Origin of the sequence: Pedobacter cryophilus, assembly GCF_005116455.1 — a bacterium.
In the GTDB taxonomy this organism is placed as follows: Bacteria; Bacteroidota; Bacteroidia; order Sphingobacteriales; family Sphingobacteriaceae; genus Pseudopedobacter; species Pseudopedobacter cryophilum.
In genome coordinates, this window is the sequence record NZ_SWBP01000006.1 from 177,249 (window position 1) to 197,671 (window position 20,423).

The following is a 20,423-nucleotide window of genomic DNA, read 5'->3' on the forward strand; positions in this document are numbered from 1 at the left end:
TTTGCTGCTATTAACGTTTCCAACCTATAAAATTTCGCAAAAGAGGCATCTAAATTCTTTCTGCTTTAAGCAAAAATCCTTACTTTAAGCGCTCTATTGTTGATGTATAAATGCAGCTAGATAAGCTTGAAATAAAAGGTTTTAAAAGTTTTGGAGACAAAATCACCATCAATTTTAATGAGGGTGTTACCGCTATTGTAGGTCCAAATGGCTGCGGGAAATCAAATGTGGTTGATGCCATACGCTGGGTGCTTGGCGAGCAAAGTACTAGGATGTTACGGTCAGAGAAAATGGAAAACATCATTTTTAATGGTACAAAAACTAGAAAACCAGCCAACCTTGCCGAAGTCTCCCTTACTTTTGACAATACCAAAAACATTTTACCTACTGCATTTTCTAGCGTTACGGTTACTCGTAAACTGTACAGAACCGGGGAATCTGAATACAGATTAAACGATGTATTGTGCCGTTTAAAAGACATTACAGATTTATTTTTAGATACCGGAATTGGTGCCGACTCCTACTCTATCATTGAATTAAAAATGATAGATGAAATTATTGCAAATAAAGAAGGCTCCAGAAGAAACTTATTTGAAGAAGCATCGGGTATTTCTAAATATAAACTCCGCAAAAAACAAACTTTTAGCAAACTAAAAGACACCGAAACAGATTTAAGTCGGGTAGAAGATTTATTGTTTGAAATTGAGAAAAACCTTAAAACACTAGAAAATCAAGCAAAAAAAGCAGAAAAATATTACCGGTTAAAAGAGCAATACAAAATATTGAGTTTGGTGTTGGCATCATTCAAAATATCAAATTTTAGAACCGCTTTAAATAGTTTAGAAAAGCAAGAAGTAGCACAAAATACCGCTAGGCACACCGTGAGTGTGAAGTTAGATGGCTTAGATGCCGAAATTCAAAAACACAAATTCAATAGTTTAACCAAAGAAAAAAATCTATCTAATCAGCAAAAAGCCACCAATGATTTTGTTTCTAAAATTAGGGCTTATGAAAGTGAGAAAAAGATTAAAAATGAGCAATTACGATTTTTACAGGATAAAGAAAACAGATTAAGCGAAGAATTAGAAAAAGATAAAAATCAATTGCAGCATGTTCATTACAACATTAAAAGGTTAAATGAAGATCATTTACAAGAAGAGCAATTGCTGCACAGGCTTAACTTAAGTTTACAAGATTTAAAAGAAGAAGTTGATGAACTTCGTTTGCAGCAACAATCGGTGAAAGCCAATTTAGATGCTCAACAAAAACAAAACACGCTATTACAAACTCAATTATATCAATCTGAAAAGGAAATTGACATCCTCTCTATCCAAAAAGAAGCCCTCACACAAGAAAGTCGCCGAAATATTGAAGATACCGTAAACAGGGAAACCGAATTAAATGAATTTAACATTGCTGTTATTAAATTAGAAACTCAAATAGAAACTAAAAAACACGTTTTAACACATTTACAAAGCCAGGAAGAAGATTTAAAACAGCAAATAATAGATACCGAAGAAACGCTTGCCGCAAACAAAGATGAATTAAATCAATCTATAAGAAAAGTTGATGCTAAGCAAAATGAATTTAACTTAACCAAAAGTTTAGTAGATAATTTGGAAGGTTTCCCCGAGTCGATCCGTTTTTTAAAGAAAAATGCACAATGGAATAAAAATGCTCCACTCCTTTCTGATATTCTTTTTTGCAAGGAAGATTTTAGAATAGCTATAGAGAATTTTTTAGAGCCTTTAATGAATCATTATGTGGTAGAAACCTATCAAGACGCTATTGATGCCATTAAATTATTAAGCAATGCATCAAGAGGGAAAGCCAATTTCTTTATTTTAGATAGAATTAACACAGAAACATTTACCGAACCTTTAAAAATAGATTACGGCATTCCTGCTTTAGAGGTGGTAGAAACCGAAAAGAAATATCAGTTATTAAGCAGACATCTTTTACAAAATGTTTTTTTAGTGAATGATGAACAAGAAAAAAACTTAAATACAGAAGATTTACCTAATGGTTTGGTTTTAATAGGTAATTCGGGTAAGTTTTATAAAACTAATTATACTTTATCTGGTGGTTCGGTAGGTTTATTTGAAGGAAAGCGTATTGGAAGAGCTAAAAACTTAGATAATCTCACAAAATCTATAAAAACGCTTGAAACAGGAATTAAAAGTTTAAAAGCTCAAATTGAAGAGCAAACCATTAAAGTTGCATCCTTAAAAGCAGCTTCAAAAAATCAGGAGATACAGCTTTTGGAGAAAGACACCACACTTTTACAAAACGAATTTATATCGGTTAAAACTAAACAAGAGCAATATTTGGCTTTTATACAAAACAGTCAGAATCGTAAACAAGATATTGAAAACAAACTCAACAGCATTAGTAATTCATTAATTGACCTTACGCCTAAAATAATGGAGTTGAAGCTTCAAAAACAAAATTTAGATGTTCAATTATTAAATCAACAGCAATCTTATACCGAATTAAGTGAGTTTTTAACTGTTAAATCATCCGCTTACAATACCGAAAATCTAAAATTTCATCAGCAACAAAACAAAGTCAGCGGTATAGATAAAGATTTAGAATACAGAGAAAGTCAGCAAGAAAGTCTGGAAATTAGGGTACTAAAAAATCAGTCGGAATTAGAGAAAACTAAAGCTGATATTTTAGGAATTGTGCAACATGTAGATCATAATGATGATGATTTATTAGCCATGTATGCTCAAAAAGAAGAAATGGAAAAGGCAGTTCTGGAAGCTGAAAAAGACTATTATGAAAGCAAAAATATCATTAACGATTTAGAAAGCAGCTTAAGTGAACTTAGAAAAGCCAGAGAACTTTTTGATTTACAGAGCACCGAATTAAAAGACAAAAAGAATCAGCTTAAATTAGAATTGAGCTCCTTAAAAGAGCGACTTTCTGTAGAATTCAGTATCAATATTGAAGATTTGTTAGATGACGAGCCTTCTGAAGAAGATAACGAAGAAGAGGTAAAAGAAAAAATAGAGAAAATTAAACGAAATCTGGATGATTTTGGAGCGATTAACCCCATGGCAATGGAGGCTTACAAAGAAATGGAAGATCGTTACACTTTTATTCAAAATCAAAAGAAAGACCTTACCGAGGCCAAGCTTTCGCTGATGCAAACCATTAAAGAAATAGACGATACTGCTAAAGAAAAGTTTATGACTGCTTTTGTGATGGTGAGAGAAAATTTCATGAAAGTTTTTCGTTCCTTATTTAATGATGAAGACAGCTGCGATTTAATATTAACCAATCCTAATGAACCATTAGAATCTGATATTGATATTATTGCCCGTCCAAAAGGAAAAAGACCTTTGTCTATCAATCAGTTATCTGGAGGTGAAAAAACCTTAACAGCTACGGCTTTGCTTTTCTCCCTTTATCTTTTAAAACCTGCACCATTCTGTATTTTTGATGAGGTTGATGCACCTTTAGATGACACCAATATTGATAAGTTTAATAATATTATCAGAACTTTTTCTGGTCAATCTCAATTCATTGTGGTTTCTCATAATAAAAAAACTATAGCCAGCACAGATATTATTTATGGCGTAACCATGGTAGAACAAGGCGTTTCTAGAGTGGTAGCTGTAGATTTAAGAGAAGTTGCTTAAGAAATAGCGCATCATATTAAAGATTTAAATGTAATATCGTTAACAATAAATAGTTTATAAGAAATACTCATCTCTAAATTTAAAAACATGTTTAAAAAACTCATTCCATATTTAATAGCAGTTTTATTTATCTCCAGTTGTTCTCAAAAAATAAATCAAACTAATGTGTTAAATGATTTAAAAGAACTTTCTGACGATAAGTACGAAGGCAGAAAAACAGGGACAAAAGGTGCTGACATGGCAGCTGAAATGATTATTAAAAGATTTAAGGAATTGGGTTTAAAATCATATCATCCAAATTACAAGCAGGTTTTCTCTGTAACCAATAGAAATAAAGAAACACTTGTTGGGAATAATATTGTAGGCTATATTGAAGGTAAAACAAATAAAGTTATGGTGATTTCTGCTCATTATGACCATTTAGGAATTATTAACGGGAAAATTTATAATGGTGCTGATGATGATGCTTCTGGAGTGTGTGCTGTTTTGGCTTACGCCGAATATTTCTCAAAACATCAACCAAATCATACGCTTATTTTTGTAGCTTTTGATTCGGAAGAAATGGGTTTGCAAGGTTCTAAACATTTTGTTGCCAACCCTCCAGTTGATTTAAAAAACATAGAAATTAACATCAATATGGACATGATTGCACATAATGATAAAAATGAATTGTATGCCGCTGGAACTTTTCATTTTCCCGAACTTAAAAAATACATTTTTACCAAAACCAGCCAACCAAAAATATTGCTTGGCCATGATGACCCCAAATTAGGAAATGATGATTGGACTTATCAAAGCGATCAAGGGTCATTTTTTGCTAAAAAAATCCCTTTTATTTATTTTGGTGTAGAAGATCATTCAGATTATCACAAAGAAACAGACGAATTCAAGAATATTAACCAAGAATTTTATGTGGGTGCCGTAAAATCTATTCTAGAAATTATTAAAAATATAGACGCTAATTATTCTCTGCAAAAAATAATGAGGGATAACCAGATTATGAATTAGTAGAAATTATTTTAGCAACAAAAAAGGAGAGCAATTGCTCTCCTTTTTTGTTAACACTCTCTTAAAAAACAAAATCTATCTTGATCTTCTTGGAGAGTGAATCATCCCTTTAAAACTGTAAGGATTATAAATTTCTTTAATTGTTAAGGCTGTTGGCGAAGTGCTTTTTCCATTAATACTCATGGTTTGAGAAGTAGAACTTGAAGTAAACATACCTGTGTTAATGTAAGATAAAGCTGCTGAAAGACTAATTTCGGCAGGATTACCAAAATCTCTGGTGATATCATCAGCTTTTGCTGAATTAGGTGTGAAGCCTGCAAAATAATCTCCTTGCCCTAAAGAATTTGTGGTAGAAAACATAGACATGTAAACATCATACTTATCAATTCTAATTGGGAAAAACCCAACTGGTTTACCATAAGTAGTAGAGCCTACAATTTTCACATCAACATAAGGCTTTAAACTATTGATTACCAATTCACTGGCTGATGCTGTTCTGTCTGTAGTGATAAAAACAACTTTACTCACGTTGGTTAAACTTCCTTTTTTTGCAAAATTGAATGTATTACTGGCAATGGTATAAGATTCATCTGCATAAGTTGCTATTCTTCCATTAAAATACACGTAATCTCCATTTTGATCTCTTATGGGCTGATTTTTAAGAATGCCTGTTTTTCCTGCTTGTAAAGAAGAATTAAAAGCCTCTGAAAACATCACTTTTCCGTTTACACTTGATGGTGCAATTAAATTAATCAAATGTTCTGCAGTACTTACATAACCGCCACCGTTGTATCTTAAATCTATCACTAAATCACTAACTCCTGCTGTGGCAAATTTAGAAAACACGTTATTTAAAGCTGCTTCAGAATTGTCTGAATCAGAAAATCTGGCGTAAGCCAAATAACCAACTTTCTTATTACCTACCGTTAAAATTGCATCTTTATATATAGGACTACTGGTATATTTTGTTTGATTTAAAGTTACGCTATACCTTGATCCGTTGGTTTTTAAACCCGCAATTGAAATTGTATTTGCGTTAATAGCGTTATTGATAAAAGTTTGATCTGCAGAGAAATTAGTTCCAATTTTTCTACCGTTAATTTCATCAATATCATCTCCTCTGCCTAAGCCCGCCAAAGCAGATGGAGAACCTGGAGAGGTATATTCAAAATAAATTTTGTAGCTGGCGTTAGTTCCAACTAAATCTAATGAATAGCCAAAATCATCACCTTCCCCGTCTAAACCAACCGAACTTTCGCTACTGTTATTGTAAATTAATTTACCACTAGCAACTAAATCTTCTATGTAAGAGTATTTTGGAGAAGTTGGATCATCAAATGAATATTCGTATGGTTTATTTGTTACCGGATTAATTTTTATCTGCGAAATGGCAAATAATTCGGCGTTAAAATTAGCTAGATTAGAAGATAAAGAATTAAACTTTCTTGGATTAAATGCTTCATAAGTTGGTAAAGCATCATTCCATAAATAAACGTCTTTAGCGTATACAAATATGGAGTCTTTGGTGAGATCGCTTCTGCTGCCTGATGCTATTACAGGTGTTGCTATTTTATCTTTTTTACAAGAAGAAAATATAATGGAAGATAAAGAAAGAGCTATGGTTAATTTTAATAATATATTCTTCATAAAGTGCTTTTAAACAGTAACGTAAAACGGTAAATTGGAGTTTTTATTTCAGCTATTTCTTTAACTTACGGCTATATAATCTATTCCGTAACGAAGCGCCATAACCCTATCATTTTCTGTTTTAGAAACAATTAAAACATCCTCTTTGTTTAAATTGTTTTCCTTCAAAATATATTCCAGACTTTCTATTGATGGTTTAGGATTAAATTCATCGGCAAAATAAACTTTAAGATATTTCTCTAAGCCATTCCACTCGGTTTGAGTAATTTTATTGAGTTGCTGTTTAGGATTTCCGGCTGTAAGTATAAAAATTTGTTTCCTTTCTACTACCAATTCCTGTAATAACAATAAAGCTTCTTTAAATAATAACAGCTTTAAAGGCAATTTGGCATTGCTAAAAAGAAGTTCTAAATTTTCTTGATATTTTTGATCAATTCCAAAGGTTACAGCAACCTCTTTAAACATGTTTTCATTACCGTAAACTTCATATCGTTTACTCATAAAATCAATTACATCTTTACTCTCAGGAAAAGCTTCTAGGTATTCTATAAAATTTGCAAATAAATAATAAACCTGTAAATCATAATCTTTTTGAGGAATGAGAACATTGTCTAATTCAAAAATAATTGCCTTTTTATGAGATGGGATATTGGTAATTGATAACATTTTAGTGAGCAACGTTTTTAATTCTTAAAATTTTATCTCCTGATAAGTAAACTTGATAGAAGCCATTTGCTTCATGATGAAGTTTGGTTTTAACTGTTTCCATAATTTTAGAAGGTAATGATGCTGTGAAACGTAGCTGACTATTTAAAATCAGAACATTTATAAGTTGTAGATTTTCTTGTAGGGTATAAATACTTAAAATCTCAAAATTAGGCTGATTAAACAATTTACCTAATTGAGTAAAAGAAAGCTCATTCAATTTACTCCAAACCCAATTAAAATCTTTTTGCTCATCATTTATAACTATTAAATCTCCATTAAAATTAGTTTGCCCTATGGCTAACTTCTGATTTGGATATCCTGAAGCCAATAATTTAGAAGAAAAGTTAGCATAGCTTTCGCTTTGTGCGTCAGCATCATCATAAATAAAATTAGAACCTATAATTTCTATTCCAAACTCAGCAAAAAGAATTTTTGCTTCTAATAAAGATTTTAATTCTCCTGCTCTAACAGCATAAACTTGCTCAATTTCAAAATCAAGACAAAAACTCAATAACTCATGAGCCAATGATGGGCTGTTTACAGATGGGAATTTAGGCGAAGGATAATGGTTTTCACCAAATAAAATTTCTTCGTCTTTTAATAGGTAAGCTAGCTCAAAGCTACAAGCTTGTTTTGCGGAAGTAATTAAAACTTTCAAAATCTAGGATTAAAATATTAAACCATCTTTCATTGTAATTTTCCTATCAGCCATATCTGCTAACTCTTCATTATGAGTCACAATTACAAAAGTATGGTTAAACCTTACTCTTAAATCAAAAAATAATTGATGCAATTCTCTGGCATGGTAAGAATCTAAATTTCCTGATGGTTCATCAGCTAAAATCAAATCTGGTTGATTAATTAATGCTCTGGCAACAGCCACTCTTTGCTGCTCGCCACCAGAAAGTGCCGATGGCTTATGGTGGGCTCTATCTTTTAATCCTAAAATATCTAATAATTCTAATGCTTTATACTCTGCTTCACTTTTACTTTTTTTAGCGATATAAGCTGGAATACAAATGTTTTCTAAAGCGGTAAACTCGGGTAATAAATGATGAAATTGGAATATAAAACCAATATGTTTGTTTCTAAAAGCACTTAAACTTTTAGAACTTAATGCTGTAACATCGATATCGTTAATAAATACTTTTCCTTCGTTTGGTTGATCTAAAGTACCTATGATGTGTAATAAAGTGCTTTTTCCAGCCCCAGATGCTCCTACAATACTCACTACTTCGCCCCTTTTAACTTCTAAATCAACTCCTTTAAGGATTTGTAAGTCGCCATAATTTTTTTTGATGTTTTTTGCTGTTAGCATGTCCCAAAAATAAGAAAAGAATTAGCTTAAGTTTATAGCTTATGAGCCCAAATCATCATCATCACAAAAAATGAATAAATTATTTAGCAATAAGGTTTCATTTATAGTTGTGTATTTGTAATTTCACGACAAATTTTTACGACATGAACATTCACGAATATCAAGGTAAACAAATTCTAAAAAGTTTTGGTGTACGCATACAGGAAGGTATTGTAGCCGATACCCCAGAACAAGCTGTAGAAGCGGCAAAAAAACTTAAAGAAGATTATAATTCTGACTGGGTTGTGATTAAAGCACAAATTCATGCTGGTGGAAGAGGAAAAGGTGGTGGTGTTAAATTGGCTAAAAACTTAGATGAAGTAAAACAAAGAGCAACTGATATTATTGGTATGCAATTGATTACTCCACAAACCGGTCCCGAAGGTAAAAAAGTGAGTAAAGTTTTAGTAGCTCAGGATGTATATTATCCAGGTGCTTCAGAAACTAAAGAATTTTATGTTTCTGTGTTGTTAAACCGTTCTTCGGGTAAAAATATCATTATGTACTCTACCGAAGGTGGAATGGATATTGAAGAAGTTGCAGAACACACACCTCATTTAATTTTTAAAGAAGAAATTGATCCTAAAGTAGGTTTACAAGGTTTTCAAACCCGTAAAATTGCTTTCAATTTAGGTTTATCTGGTAATGCTTTTAAAGACATGACTAAATTTATAGCTGCGCTTTATAAAGCTTATGAAGCTACAGATTCTGCCATGTTTGAGATCAATCCTGTTTTAAAAACATCTGATGATAAAATTTTAGCTGTTGATGCCAAAGTAAGTCTAGATGATAACGCATTGTTCCGTCATCCTGATTATGCTGCTATGAGAGACACCAACGAAGAAGACCCAACTGAAGTTGAAGCTTCTGCATCTAACCTTAACTACGTTAAGCTTGATGGTAACGTTGGCTGTATGGTTAACGGAGCTGGCTTAGCAATGGCAACTATGGATATCATTAAAATTGCTGGTGGTGAGCCTGCAAACTTTTTAGATGTTGGTGGTACTGCAAATGCAACAACTGTTAAAGCGGCTTTTAACATCATCTTAAAAGATCCAAATGTTAAAGCTATTTTAATTAATATTTTTGGTGGAATTGTACGTTGCGACAGAGTTGCACAAGGTGTAATTGATGCTTACAAAGAAATTGGAGACATTAGAGTACCAATTATTGTTCGTTTACAAGGAACAAATGCTGAAGAAGCTAAAAAATTAATTGACGAATCTGGATTAAAAGTATTCTCGGCAATTTTATTGAAAGAAGCTGCTGATTTAGTTTCAGAAGTTTTAGCTTAAGATTTTTATTTAAATCGAAATATCAAACCTAAGTCTTAACGGCTTAGGTTTTTTTGTGACCTTTTTTTGCCACGAATGCACAAATTTTCACGAATGACTAGAGGAAGGTTTTTGTAGGGATAATCCTCGGATTATCCGATTTGAAATTAATTTATTGCCACTAACGCACCAATTTTTGCGAATTAAAAATTGATAAATAAATAAATCTCCTTCAATTTTATTAGTATTCATTCGTGAATTCGTAGCTGAAAACCTCACAAAACAAAAAAATCGTTCAGTTTTCACTGAACGATTTAAAAGGGCGGACGATGGGGCTCGAACCCACGACCCCCGGCACCACAAACCAGTGCTCTAACCAACTGAGCTACGACCGCCATTTGTTATTGTGGATTGCAAAATTAATTTAATTAGCTGATTTATCAAATATTTTAAAAAAATACTCGCAATACTTTTGTAGTACCCTGATTCTATGCGCAATAAAATTTTATACTTTCCCTAATAATCTAAATTTATATCTTCGCAAATGATCCAAATCTTCACTGATGGTGCTTGTAGCGGAAATCCAGGTCCTGGTGGCTATGCTGTAATTTTAAAATCAGGAAATCATTATAAAGAATTATCAGCAGGTTTTAGACTAACTACCAACAATAGAATGGAACTGATGGCGGTTTGTGTGGGCTTAGAAAGCTTAAAGAATATTAACCAGGCCGTCACCATTTTTTCCGATTCTAAATATGTAATAGATTCTATTGAAAAAAAATGGGTTTTTGGTTGGGTAAAAAAAGGTTTTGCCGGAAAAAAGAATAAAGATTTATGGCTTCGCTTTTTACAAGCTTATAAATTACATCAGGTTAAATTTGTTTGGGTAAAAGGTCATGCTGGTCACCCTGAGAATGAAAGATGTGATGAAATGGCTGTAATGGCCGCCAAAAGCAAAACGTTAGAAATAGACAGTGTGTTTGAAGTAGAAAACAAAAAAGGCCAGAATTTATTGTAATTCTGGCCTTGATAATTAATCAATAATAAAAAAAAGATCTTAACTCACCTTTAAAATTTCTTTAGGAGAGTATTGCGCCATATATTCTTCGGCCAATAAAACCATTTTGGTAGAGCCAATAAAAATAGATTCTCTTTGGTGTATTTCGGTTACGTCAATATCTAAAATTCTTTCATAACCGTTAGTTGCTCTACCGCCAGCTTGTTCAATAATAAAGGCTAGTGGATTACACTCATAAACTAATCTTAATTTCCCCTTTGGTGCACTAGCTGTACTTGGATAAATATAAATCCCACCTTTAATTAAATTACGATGTAAATCTGCAACCATAGAACCAATGTATCTTGAAGTATAAGGTCTTTGTGTAGCATCATCTTCTACCTGGCAATATTTAATATATTTTTTTACCCCTTCTGGAAAATGAACATAATTTCCCTCATTAATGCTGTAGATAGTTCCGGTTTCAGGAATTTTTATATCCGCATGAGAAAGACAAAACTCACCAATTGAAGGATCTAAGGTAAACCCGTTTACGCCCTTACCCGTAGTATAAACCAACATAGTTGATGAACCATAAATTACATAACCAGCTGCAACTTGCTCCGTACCTTTTTGCAAAATGTCTTCTAAAACACCATTACCATCAGTAGATTTTCTTCGGTAAATAGAAAATGTAGTGCCAACGGCAACATTTACATCAATATTTGAAGAACCATCTAAAGGATCTATAGCTACAACGTATTTAGCGTTTTTAGAAACATCAGTATTTAATAAAACAACCTCTTCATTTTCTTCTGATGCTACTAAACAGCATTCTCCTCCACTACTTAAAGCAGAAATAAATTGCTCATTAGCATAAACGTCTAATTTCTTTTGGGTTTCTCCCTGTACATTAACCACTCCAGAGTCACCTAAAATATCAGCTAAACCTGCTTTATTAATCTCTCGGTTAACAATTTTAGCTGCAATCCCAATATCTCTTAACAGCCTAGATAACTCGCCTTTTGCGTATGGAAAGTCTGATTGTTTTTTAATTATAAATTGTCCTAATGTAATCACGCTTTGTTTAAATTTACTTAGTGTATTTTTTACGCTATCTATCCCCTAACTCTATGACATCTAAAGTATGAATTATATTTTCAGAAATACAAAATTTGATTAAAGTTCTTTTTTGATGCCAGCCATATTTTCCTGCTGCACCAGGATTTATATGCAGACAATTAATTTTTTTATCAAAAACAACTTTTAAAATATGAGAATGCCCCGTAATAAAAAGATTTGGCGGCTTAGTGTAAATTTCTGGCTTCACATTACTTGAATATTTATCCGGATAGCCTCCTATGTGAGTCATCCAAACGTTAACCTCTTCACATTTAAATTTTAAATGCTCTGGATATGTGGCTCTTACATCCTTTCCATCAATATTACCGTAAACGCCCCTTAAAGGTTTAAAGGCTGCCAATTGATCTGCTAGTTCTATATTCCCAAAATCGCCAGCATGCCAAATCTCATCGCTGTCTTCAAAATATTTAAATACTGCATCGTCTAAATAACTATGTGTATCTGATAATAAGCCAATTTTAATCATTAAAATATGATGAAAAAGTCTTTTAAAACAGTTTTATAGGCTAAAGAATGAACTCCTTGCCCTTCATAGATACAAAAATCATGAAAACAAACTTCAGGTAATTCTTGCTTGCTAAAACTAATAATGTGCCTTATAGTAGCTTTATCTTCGTAAGATCTAATTTTAATACATTTTTTCACATGTAATTTAAAATCAGATGCTAAGTTTTGTAACATTAGAGAAATATCAACTGGCACAATCAATTCTAAAGTACCATTGTCTGATAAATGATACTGGGCTATCCGTAAAAGATCTAAAAAAAACTGTTCATCTGTATGCCTAGAAATATTTTTTTCGGCCTTTGGTGATTGTAATGAATGTAAAAAATAAGGCGGATTAGAGACAATTAAATCATACTTTTTAAGTGGGTTTAAATCAAAATACTCTTTAAATCCTGTATGAAGAGCAGTTAATCGCTCGTGAAATAATGAATTTCTAAAATTAAATTCGGCCTTTACAAATGCATTAAAATCAATATCTAATGCATTTATTGTTGCTTCTAAATTTCTTTGTGCCAACATTAAAGCTATTATCCCGGTGCCTGTGCCTATGTCTAAAATTTCTTTTGCATGAAGCACATCTGCCATTGCGCCTAGCAAAACACCATCCGTATTTATCTTCATCGGACAATTTTCCTGATCGATCTCAAACTCTTTAAAACGGAAAACAGACATATTCAAATTTACCAATAAAAACCTAGCTATTAAACAATTTCATTTTTTTGAAAGCAAGAACAACACTAAAATCTTCTGACTGCCCCGCTTTTGGTACTCGTTTTTTATTTGCGAAAAGCCATTAAAAAGAATTCGAACAAAACCTCAATCGCGTTTAGCTTAACAAAACATTGAAAAAATAAAACGCAATTATCTCTTAGAAATGATAGATTCCAAATAAAAAAAATCAATAATATCATTTAAAACCATTCTAATATTTAACCACAAAACCTGCTTATATGAGTAATGAAGTTGATTTAACTGAAATAAAATACTTAAAAATGCCTTTAAGAATAGATTATTAATTATTTTTACTAAAAACTAAATTAGTGCAAAAAGCTACCCCTAAAAAAACCGTTACAAAAAAATCTAAATCTGCAAAAACAAACACCCTCTCCCATTTAAGCAATAATCTATTTATTGTTGGAATTGGAGCGTCTGCAGGTGGGTTAGAAGCGTTAAAACTTTTTTTCAATCAAATACCACCTAAAAATGGGATGGCATTTATTGTTGTACAGCATTTAGATCCAACCCATAAAAGTTTGTTATCAGAACTTTTAGCGAAACATACAAAAATGCCTGTGGTAGAAATAAGTGATCAAATAAAAGTAACCCAAGACCATGTATATGTAATCCCTCCTAATAAAGATTTAAGAATAATTAACAAAACACTATTGCTAATTGAACCTTCAGAAGAAAGGCCAAAAAGAAGGCCTATTGATTCTTTTTTTCATTCTTTAGCGGTTGATCAACAAGATAAAGCTATTGGTATTGTTTTATCGGGCACAGGTACTGAAGGGGCTTTGGGTTTAAAAGAAATAAAAGCTGAAGGCGGAATTACCATTGTTCAGGATCCAAAAACGGCACAATTCTCTGGAATGCCTAACAACGCCATTAGTGCAAATGCAGCCGATTTTATCCTCTCGCCTGAAGATATGGCTAAAAAACTGGTTAACTACATCAAAAAAAATAGTTCTACCATCACAACTACCGATAAAGGATTAGGTGATCAACTTCAAAATCAATTAAATAAAATCTTTTTTATTATAAAGAATCAAACTGGATATGATTTTTCTAATTATAAATCAAACACCATTATTAGAAGAATTAATAAAAGAATGTTACTTGATCAAATTGATACTATAGATGATTATATCAGTTTTATACAGATAAACCCTGATGAAGTGACTATACTTTACAAAGACTTTTTAATTGGAGTGACTTCTTTTTTTAGAGATAAAGAGGTGTTTAAAATTTTAGCAGAAAAAACCATTCCATATTTATTAAAAAACTGCGCTCCTAAGCAAGAACTTAGAGTTTGGATTTGCGGCTGTTCTACCGGTGAGGAAGCTTATTCTTTAGCTATATTATTTAAAGAAGCCTTAAAAAAAAATAACCAATACATAAAAGTGATATTATTTGCATCAGATATTGATAAAGATGCGGTAAACTTTGCTCGTAACGGAATTTACGCTGATTACATAAAAGCAGATATTGATGACGAGCTTTTATCACAATACTTTTTAAAGCAAGAACATGGCTATCAGGTAAAAAAGGAAATACGTGAAATGGTGATTTTTGCACATCATAACTTAATTAAAGATCCTCCTTTTTCTAAATTAGATATGATTAGCTGTAGAAATCTATTGATTTATATTAACAGCGATTTACAGAAAAAAATTATCCCTGTATTTCACTACAGTTTAAATACTGATGGTATTTTACTTTTAGGCACTTCGGAAAGCATTGGCGAATACGGCGATTTATTTGATGTTTTTGATAAAAATGTAAAGATTTTTAAGAGAAAAGATATACCAACTCGCAAACCAGGATTGATTAATGAACTTCAATTTACTGAAAACAAAGCCTTTTTAGCAGAACCTTTTACTGTGGGGACAAGAAAAAAAACAAACATTTCTGGCATAACAGATAAAATTTTGATAGAACAATATGCACCACCTTCAGTAATTATAGATAAAAACAACGATGCCCTTTATTTTTCTGGCAATACTGGTTTATACCTTGAACCACCCAGCGGTATTGCAAGATTTAATATTTTAGAAATGGCCAAAAAAGGTTTAAGATCTTCTTTAGAAAACGCCATTGCAAAATCAAGAACTAACGATATTGAAATTAAACAAGACGGAATTGAAGTTATAGTTGGCGATTTTTTTAAAACAATTAACTTAAAGGTGAAGCCATTGTATAGCAAACTATATGATAAAGGCACTTTGATGATCATATTTGAATCTGTAGAAAAACCAATAACCAAACAAGTAGCCTCAAAAACCGGTAAAAGAAAACTTGTTGCCAGTGAACTAGAAAAAGAATTAAAAATTACAAGAGAACATTTACAAATTGCTATAGATGAGTTAGAATCTTCTAATGAAGATTTAAAAAATGCCAATGAAGATTTTCAATCCTCAAATGAAGAATTGCAAAGCACTAATGAAGAATTAGAAACATCAAGAGAGGAGTTACAATCTGTAAATGAAGAATTAACCACCGTAAATACAGAGTTAACTGATAAAATAGATCAATTATCACAATCTAATAATGATTTAAACAACTTATTAAGAAGTATAGAAGTTGCTACCATTTATTTAGACATAGATTTAAAAATTAAAAGGTTTACCCCTGCCGCAACAAAAATATTTAACCTTATTCCTTCAGATATTGATAGGCCGGTAACGCAACTGGCCTCTAATCTTTACTATAAATCTTTGGCTGAAGATGTAAAAGAAGCACTTAAAACACTCGCTGTAAAATCAATAGAGGTAAACGCTATTGATGGCGCTTGGTATTACATGCGTATTATACCTTACCGTACTGCTGATAATATTATTGAGGGAGTACTGGTTACTTTAGTAGAAATTACTGAACAGAAAAAAGTTGAACAGCAACTGAAGAAAAGTAATGAGCATTTGACTTTGATCATGGAAAATTTACCAGCCGTTCCTTACACTTGTATTAACGACCCACATCTTAAAATTGATTTTGTAGGAAACAGTGCTGAAAAAGTTACCGGCTTTTTACCAGAGCAATTTACGGGAGACATATCATTTTGGTTAAACAGAATTCATCCTAGCGATAAAAAGAAAATATTAGATACATTTAATGATATAAAAAAAATAGCTAGTTATGATCTCGAATTTAGATGGAAATGTGCAGATGGCAAATACAAATCTTTTATTAATTACATGAGATATGTTGAAATTGAAAATAGAAAACCTGCTTATATTGTTGGTGTATGGCAAGAGTTAATTGTATCTAAATCAATAAAATAAAATATAAAGAGTACTCATTTTTTACCTTGTACTAGAAAATGGAACAAACAGATAAAAAATATCTTTCAGGTTTAAGAAAAAAAGCTGAAAATAAAGTAAAGCTGAAAAATAAAGTTTCAGATGAAAATCAAATTTCAGAGCTCGAACATGAATTAAACGTTCATGAGATTGAGCTTTCTATGCAAAATGAAGAACTTCTTAAAACTCAATCTAAACTCAAAAATGCGCTCAAAGAATTTGAAGAGTTATTTGAGTTATCCCCTGTTGGGTATTTTATTTTAGATAAAGATGGTATCATTAAAAATGTAAATAAAAGAGGTTGTGAAAAATTAGCGAACGTTAAATCTGAAATAGTTGGTGAGTATTTCTCTAATTTTATTAGTGGCGAAGCCAATCAAGATGATTTTTATAGGCATAGAAATTTGGTGATGAAAACCGAAAGTCTACAGAAAGTAGGTTGTGAAATAAAAAAAGGAGATAAAAACACTTTTTCTGCCCAAATTACCAGTACAGTAATTAAAGATGAGAATTTAAAATTCAAACATTTACTTTCTATGGTAAGTGATATATCTGAAATAAAAAAGCATGAACACCAAGTAGAATTAGCCTTGGCTAAAGCCGAAGAACTAAATGAAATGAAATCAAAGTTTATTACTATGGCTTCTCATGAATTTAGAACACCTTTAACTATTATGCTTTCTAGTATTTCTATAATAGAACAATTTAAAGAATTATTGCCTCAAGAAAACAGAATAGAAAAGCATTTAAATAGAATAAAATCATCAATTAACGACCTCACCATTATACTTGATGAGTTTCTATCGCTTGAAAAAATTGAAACCGGAATAATAGAAATTAAAAAAGAAAATTTCAATTTGCCTGAATCTTGTGAAGATTTTTTAGACGGATTTAGGTTATTAATTAAAAAAAATCAAACCATAAATTATATACACATTGGAAACAAAGTGATTAACCATGATTTTAAAATTATCCAATTTATACTTTTAAATCTGCTATCAAACGCTAGTAAATATTCTATTGAGGGAACAGAAATTGATATGTTTACAGAAGTTAGTAAAAATAAAGTTTTAATAAAAGTTAAGGATAATGGCATTGGTATATCTAAAAGTGAACAAAAGAATTTATTTACCAGATTTTTTAGAGCTCAAAACGCCTTGCATATTCCTGGTACAGGATTAGGACTAATAATTGTTAAACGATATTTAGATTTAATAGGTGGAACTATTGAAATAAACAGCAATATAAACAAGGGAACAACAGTTACAATCCAATTCCCAATAAATAATAACACACTATGAAAACTATTTTATTGCTAGAGGATAATCCGTTGGTGAGAGATAATATTGCCGAAATATTAACTATAAATGGCTTTGAAGTAATAGAGACCAACAATGGAAAAGAAGGGCTTAACGCTTTAAAAGAAAGACTGCCAGATTTAATTCTGTGTGATATTATGATGCCTGTAATTAATGGTCATGAATTTCTTATTGAAATTAAAAAGAATGAGTTGACGGCTAAAATCCCTTTTATTTTTATTTCGGCCATAAGTGAGAAAAAGGAAATAAAATATTCATTAGGCTTAGGGGCAAATGATTACGTTACTAAACCTTTTGAGCAGGATGAATTGATTGAAAAAATAAATAAATGGCTGCCAAAATAAATATTCGCTTGTTCTTTTAAGTTAAAAAGCAATAACCTAAGTAAAATAAACCTGATTGGCAGCGGTAGCTCCCCATTTTTTTTGGGGACTAAAGCAGAAAGCAGGACTATCTGCTCAAAAGAACGAATAACCCTGCTTTTCTAAAAATGGTATTAAAGTAAAAATCTTATTCTCCTAATATGCCGTGAAGTACATTATCATAAACATTTTTTGATTCTTCTACTTGTCCAAAAATTTCCTCATCTATTATTAAACCTTTGGCATTTACAGTTCCTAACAAACTAAAATCTGTTTCGGTAGTAGCCATTAGTTCCACAAAAGTTTCTTGCAATTCTGGACTCACAGAAACCACTACTCTACCTTGTGCTTCTCCAAAAAGGAAAGCATCTTTTCTAAACTCGCTATCCGTTTCTATTTCAAAACCTAATTGCCTTGGCATAGCTGCTTCTAATAATGCGATGTATAAGCCACCATCAGCCACATCATGAGCAGATTGAATTAATTTATTTTGAATCAGTAGTTTAATTACTTGATGCATATCATATTCCTTATCTAAATTAAAATAAGGCGCTGGAGATTGAGTGATTTTATGAAAAGAAGCTAAATATTGTGAAGATGCAATATCATTTTGGCTTTCGCCGATTAGATAAATCAAATCTCCCTCGTTTTTAAAATCTAAAGTCATCATGTTTTTAATGTCATCCATTACCCCTAACATTCCAATAGTTGGCGTAGGAAAAACCGGTCCTTCATCTGATGATTGGTTATAAAAAGAAACATTACCACCAGTAACCGGGGTTTCAAATTTGGTACATGCAGCAGACATTCCTTTAATTGCACCCACAAATTGCCAATAAACTTCGGGTACATAAGGATTTCCGAAATTTAAACAATTGGTGATGGCAACAGGCTCTCCGCCGGCACAAGTAATGTTACGAGCAGCTTCTGCAACTGCAATTGCACAACCTATTTCTGGATTGGCATTTACATATCTAGCATTACAATCTACCGTTAAAACAATAGCCTTTTCGGTATCCTTTATGGCTACAACTGCTGCATCACTAGGTTTATTGGTAACCATATTGGCTGTACCCACCATAGAATCATACTGGGTAGTTACCCATCTTTTTGAAGCTATATTTGGATGAGATGTTAAATGATAAGCTACTGCTTTTAAATCTTCGGGCTCTTTAACGGCATTAATATTGAACTTTTGGAACTCTTTAAAATATGCTGGTTCTTTATATTCGCGTTGATAAACTGGTGCTCCACCTCCTAAAACTAAATCATCAGCAGGCACATCTGCAACCAATTCGCCATTCATATAGTATTCTAAACGCTGCGTATCAGTTACTTCTCCAATTATAGCACAGTTTAAATCCCATTTATCAAAAACGGCTTCAACCAATGCTTCTTTACCTTTTTCTACCACAATTAGCATACGCTCTTGTGATTCTGACAATAAAATCTCGAAAGGCAACATGTTTTTTTGGCGAGTTGGAACTTTATCTAAATCAATACGCATACCGTGTTCACCCTTTGCGCTCATTTCTGAGTTAGAGCAAATGATTCCGGCTGCTCCCATATCTTGCATACCAATAACGGCACCTGTTTTAATGACTTCTAAAGAAGCTTCTAGCAACAATTTTTCTTGAAAAGGATCTCCAACTTGTACAGCCGGTAAATCATTAATAGAATCTTCGGTAATATTTTTTGAGGCAAATGCAGCACCATGAATTCCGTCTTTACCGGTAGCAGAGCCTACGATATAAACTGGGTTTCCTACTCCGTAAGAGGTTGCAGAAACAGTTTCTCCTACTTTTACAATACCCGCCGACATGGCGTTTACTAAAGGATTAACATGATAACATTCATCAAAAAACACTTCGCCACCAACGGTTGGAATTCCAAATGCGTTGCCATAATCGCCAATACCTTTTACCACACCTTTAATTAACCATTGTGTTTTTGGATGATTAGGATCACCAAAACGTAGCGAATTTAATTGCGCAATTGGCCTCGCTCCCATGGTAAAAATATCTCTATTAATGCCTCCTACTCCGGTTGCGGCACCTTGGTAAGGCTCTAAAGCAGATGGGTGATTATGAGATTCTATCTTAAAAACACAAGCTATCCCGTCGCCTAAATCAACCATTCCGGCGTTTTCTTCACCAGCTTTAGCCAGCATACGTGGTCCGTCTTTAGGTAAAGTTTTTAACCAAGTGATAGAATTTTTGTAGGAACAATGTTCGCTCCACATCACAGAAAAGATAGAAAGTTCAGTAAAATTAGGTGTTCTACCTAAAATTTCTTTAATTCGATCATATTCTTCTGGTCTTAAACCTAATTCAGTTGCAGTTTCTAGGGTGGTAAGTTGATTAGTTTCCAATGCTATTATTATATTTGAATTTAAATTCAAAGTTATAAATTCAAATCAGTTAGCGAAAACCATTTAA

The 20,423-nt window shown here is 32.2% G+C and carries 15 protein-coding genes and 1 tRNA gene; 7 read left to right on the forward strand and 9 right to left on the reverse strand.

The window, feature by feature from the left end; genetic code table 11:
• The first annotated feature begins 110 nt into the window (after positions 1–110).
• Both smc and FA046_RS15390 read left to right on the forward strand, forming a co-directional pair.
• Positions 111–3,647, forward strand: coding sequence for a chromosome segregation protein SMC (gene smc / locus FA046_RS15385; protein ID WP_136827422.1), 3,537 nt, complete (start codon positions 111–113; stop codon positions 3,645–3,647).
• Between the two features lie 87 nt (positions 3,648–3,734).
• On the forward strand, positions 3,735–4,655 hold the full coding sequence (locus FA046_RS15390; protein ID WP_136827423.1) for a M20/M25/M40 family metallo-hydrolase: 921 nt from the start codon (positions 3,735–3,737) through the stop codon (positions 4,653–4,655).
• Between the two features lie 75 nt (positions 4,656–4,730).
• Here the strand turns inward: FA046_RS15390 and FA046_RS15395 are convergent, their stop codons facing one another.
• Genes FA046_RS15395 through FA046_RS15410 form a run of 4 tightly spaced genes read right to left on the reverse strand, consistent with a single transcriptional unit; the run spans position 4,731 to position 8,328 of the window.
• On the reverse strand, positions 4,731–6,302 hold the full coding sequence (locus FA046_RS15395) for a S41 family peptidase (RefSeq protein ID WP_136827424.1): 1,572 nt from the start codon (positions 6,300–6,302) through the stop codon (positions 4,731–4,733).
• Positions 6,303–6,362: 60 nt separating this feature from the next.
• Positions 6,363–6,968, reverse strand: a complete 606-nt coding sequence (locus tag FA046_RS15400; RefSeq protein ID WP_136827425.1) for an HAD hydrolase-like protein — start codon at positions 6,966–6,968, stop codon at positions 6,363–6,365.
• Between the two features lies 1 nt (position 6,969).
• A complete protein-coding gene (locus FA046_RS15405) occupies positions 6,970–7,668 on the reverse strand; it encodes a hypothetical protein (RefSeq protein WP_136827426.1) in 699 nt (232 codons plus the stop codon).
• 9 nt (positions 7,669–7,677) lie between these two features.
• The gene (locus FA046_RS15410) at positions 7,678–8,328 is read right to left on the reverse strand and encodes an ABC transporter ATP-binding protein (protein ID WP_136827427.1); all 651 of its coding nucleotides are present in this window, start codon (positions 8,326–8,328) and stop codon (positions 7,678–7,680) included.
• A 143-nt stretch (positions 8,329–8,471) separates the two neighbouring features.
• On the opposite strand from FA046_RS15410, the gene sucC reads away from it, so the two are divergent.
• Positions 8,472–9,662 carry an ADP-forming succinate--CoA ligase subunit beta gene (gene sucC / locus FA046_RS15415; protein ID WP_136827428.1) on the forward strand — a complete coding sequence of 397 codons (1,191 nt, stop codon included), beginning with the start codon at positions 8,472–8,474 and terminating at the stop codon, positions 9,660–9,662.
• A 300-nt stretch (positions 9,663–9,962) separates the two neighbouring features.
• Here sucC and FA046_RS15420 read toward each other — a convergent pair.
• A tRNA-His gene (locus tag FA046_RS15420) sits at positions 9,963–10,036 on the reverse strand.
• A 149-nt stretch (positions 10,037–10,185) separates the two neighbouring features.
• Between FA046_RS15420 and rnhA the strand changes: the two genes are divergently transcribed.
• Positions 10,186–10,659, forward strand: coding sequence for a ribonuclease HI (rnhA, locus tag FA046_RS15425; protein ID WP_136827429.1), 474 nt, complete (start codon positions 10,186–10,188; stop codon positions 10,657–10,659).
• 39 nt (positions 10,660–10,698) lie between these two features.
• Here the strand turns inward: rnhA and fbp are convergent, their stop codons facing one another.
• From fbp to FA046_RS15440, 3 genes are read right to left on the reverse strand one after another with little or no spacing between them, the layout of a single operon-like run.
• Positions 10,699–11,718 carry a class 1 fructose-bisphosphatase gene (fbp, locus tag FA046_RS15430; RefSeq protein ID WP_136827430.1) on the reverse strand — a complete coding sequence of 340 codons (1,020 nt, stop codon included), beginning with the start codon at positions 11,716–11,718 and terminating at the stop codon, positions 10,699–10,701.
• Between the two features lie 34 nt (positions 11,719–11,752).
• Positions 11,753–12,247, reverse strand: coding sequence for a metallophosphoesterase family protein (locus FA046_RS15435; protein ID WP_136827431.1), 495 nt, complete (start codon positions 12,245–12,247; stop codon positions 11,753–11,755).
• Positions 12,247–12,960 (reverse strand): tRNA1(Val) (adenine(37)-N6)-methyltransferase, encoded by a 714-nt coding sequence (locus FA046_RS15440; protein ID WP_136827432.1) that lies wholly within the window; start codon positions 12,958–12,960, stop codon positions 12,247–12,249. Before FA046_RS15440 ends, FA046_RS15435 begins: the two co-directional genes overlap by 1 nt.
• Positions 12,961–13,328: 368 nt before the next feature.
• Here FA046_RS15440 and FA046_RS15445 point away from each other — a divergent pair, with 368 nt between their 5' ends.
• Genes FA046_RS15445 through FA046_RS15455 form a run of 3 tightly spaced genes read left to right on the forward strand, consistent with a single transcriptional unit; the run spans position 13,329 to position 17,967 of the window.
• On the forward strand, positions 13,329–16,286 hold the full coding sequence (locus FA046_RS15445) for a chemotaxis protein CheB (protein ID WP_136827433.1): 2,958 nt from the start codon (positions 13,329–13,331) through the stop codon (positions 16,284–16,286).
• Between the two features lie 38 nt (positions 16,287–16,324).
• Entirely contained in the window at positions 16,325–17,605 is a 1,281-nt protein-coding gene (locus FA046_RS15450) for a PAS domain-containing sensor histidine kinase (RefSeq protein WP_136827434.1), read from the forward strand.
• On the forward strand, positions 17,602–17,967 hold the full coding sequence (locus FA046_RS15455) for a response regulator (RefSeq protein ID WP_136827435.1): 366 nt from the start codon (positions 17,602–17,604) through the stop codon (positions 17,965–17,967). Before FA046_RS15450 ends, FA046_RS15455 begins: the two co-directional genes overlap by 4 nt.
• Before the next feature lie 166 nt (positions 17,968–18,133).
• Here the strand turns inward: FA046_RS15455 and purL are convergent, their stop codons facing one another.
• Positions 18,134–20,356 carry a phosphoribosylformylglycinamidine synthase subunit PurL gene (gene purL / locus FA046_RS15460; protein WP_136827436.1) on the reverse strand — a complete coding sequence of 741 codons (2,223 nt, stop codon included), beginning with the start codon at positions 20,354–20,356 and terminating at the stop codon, positions 18,134–18,136.
• Positions 20,357–20,423: the final 67 nt, after the last annotated feature.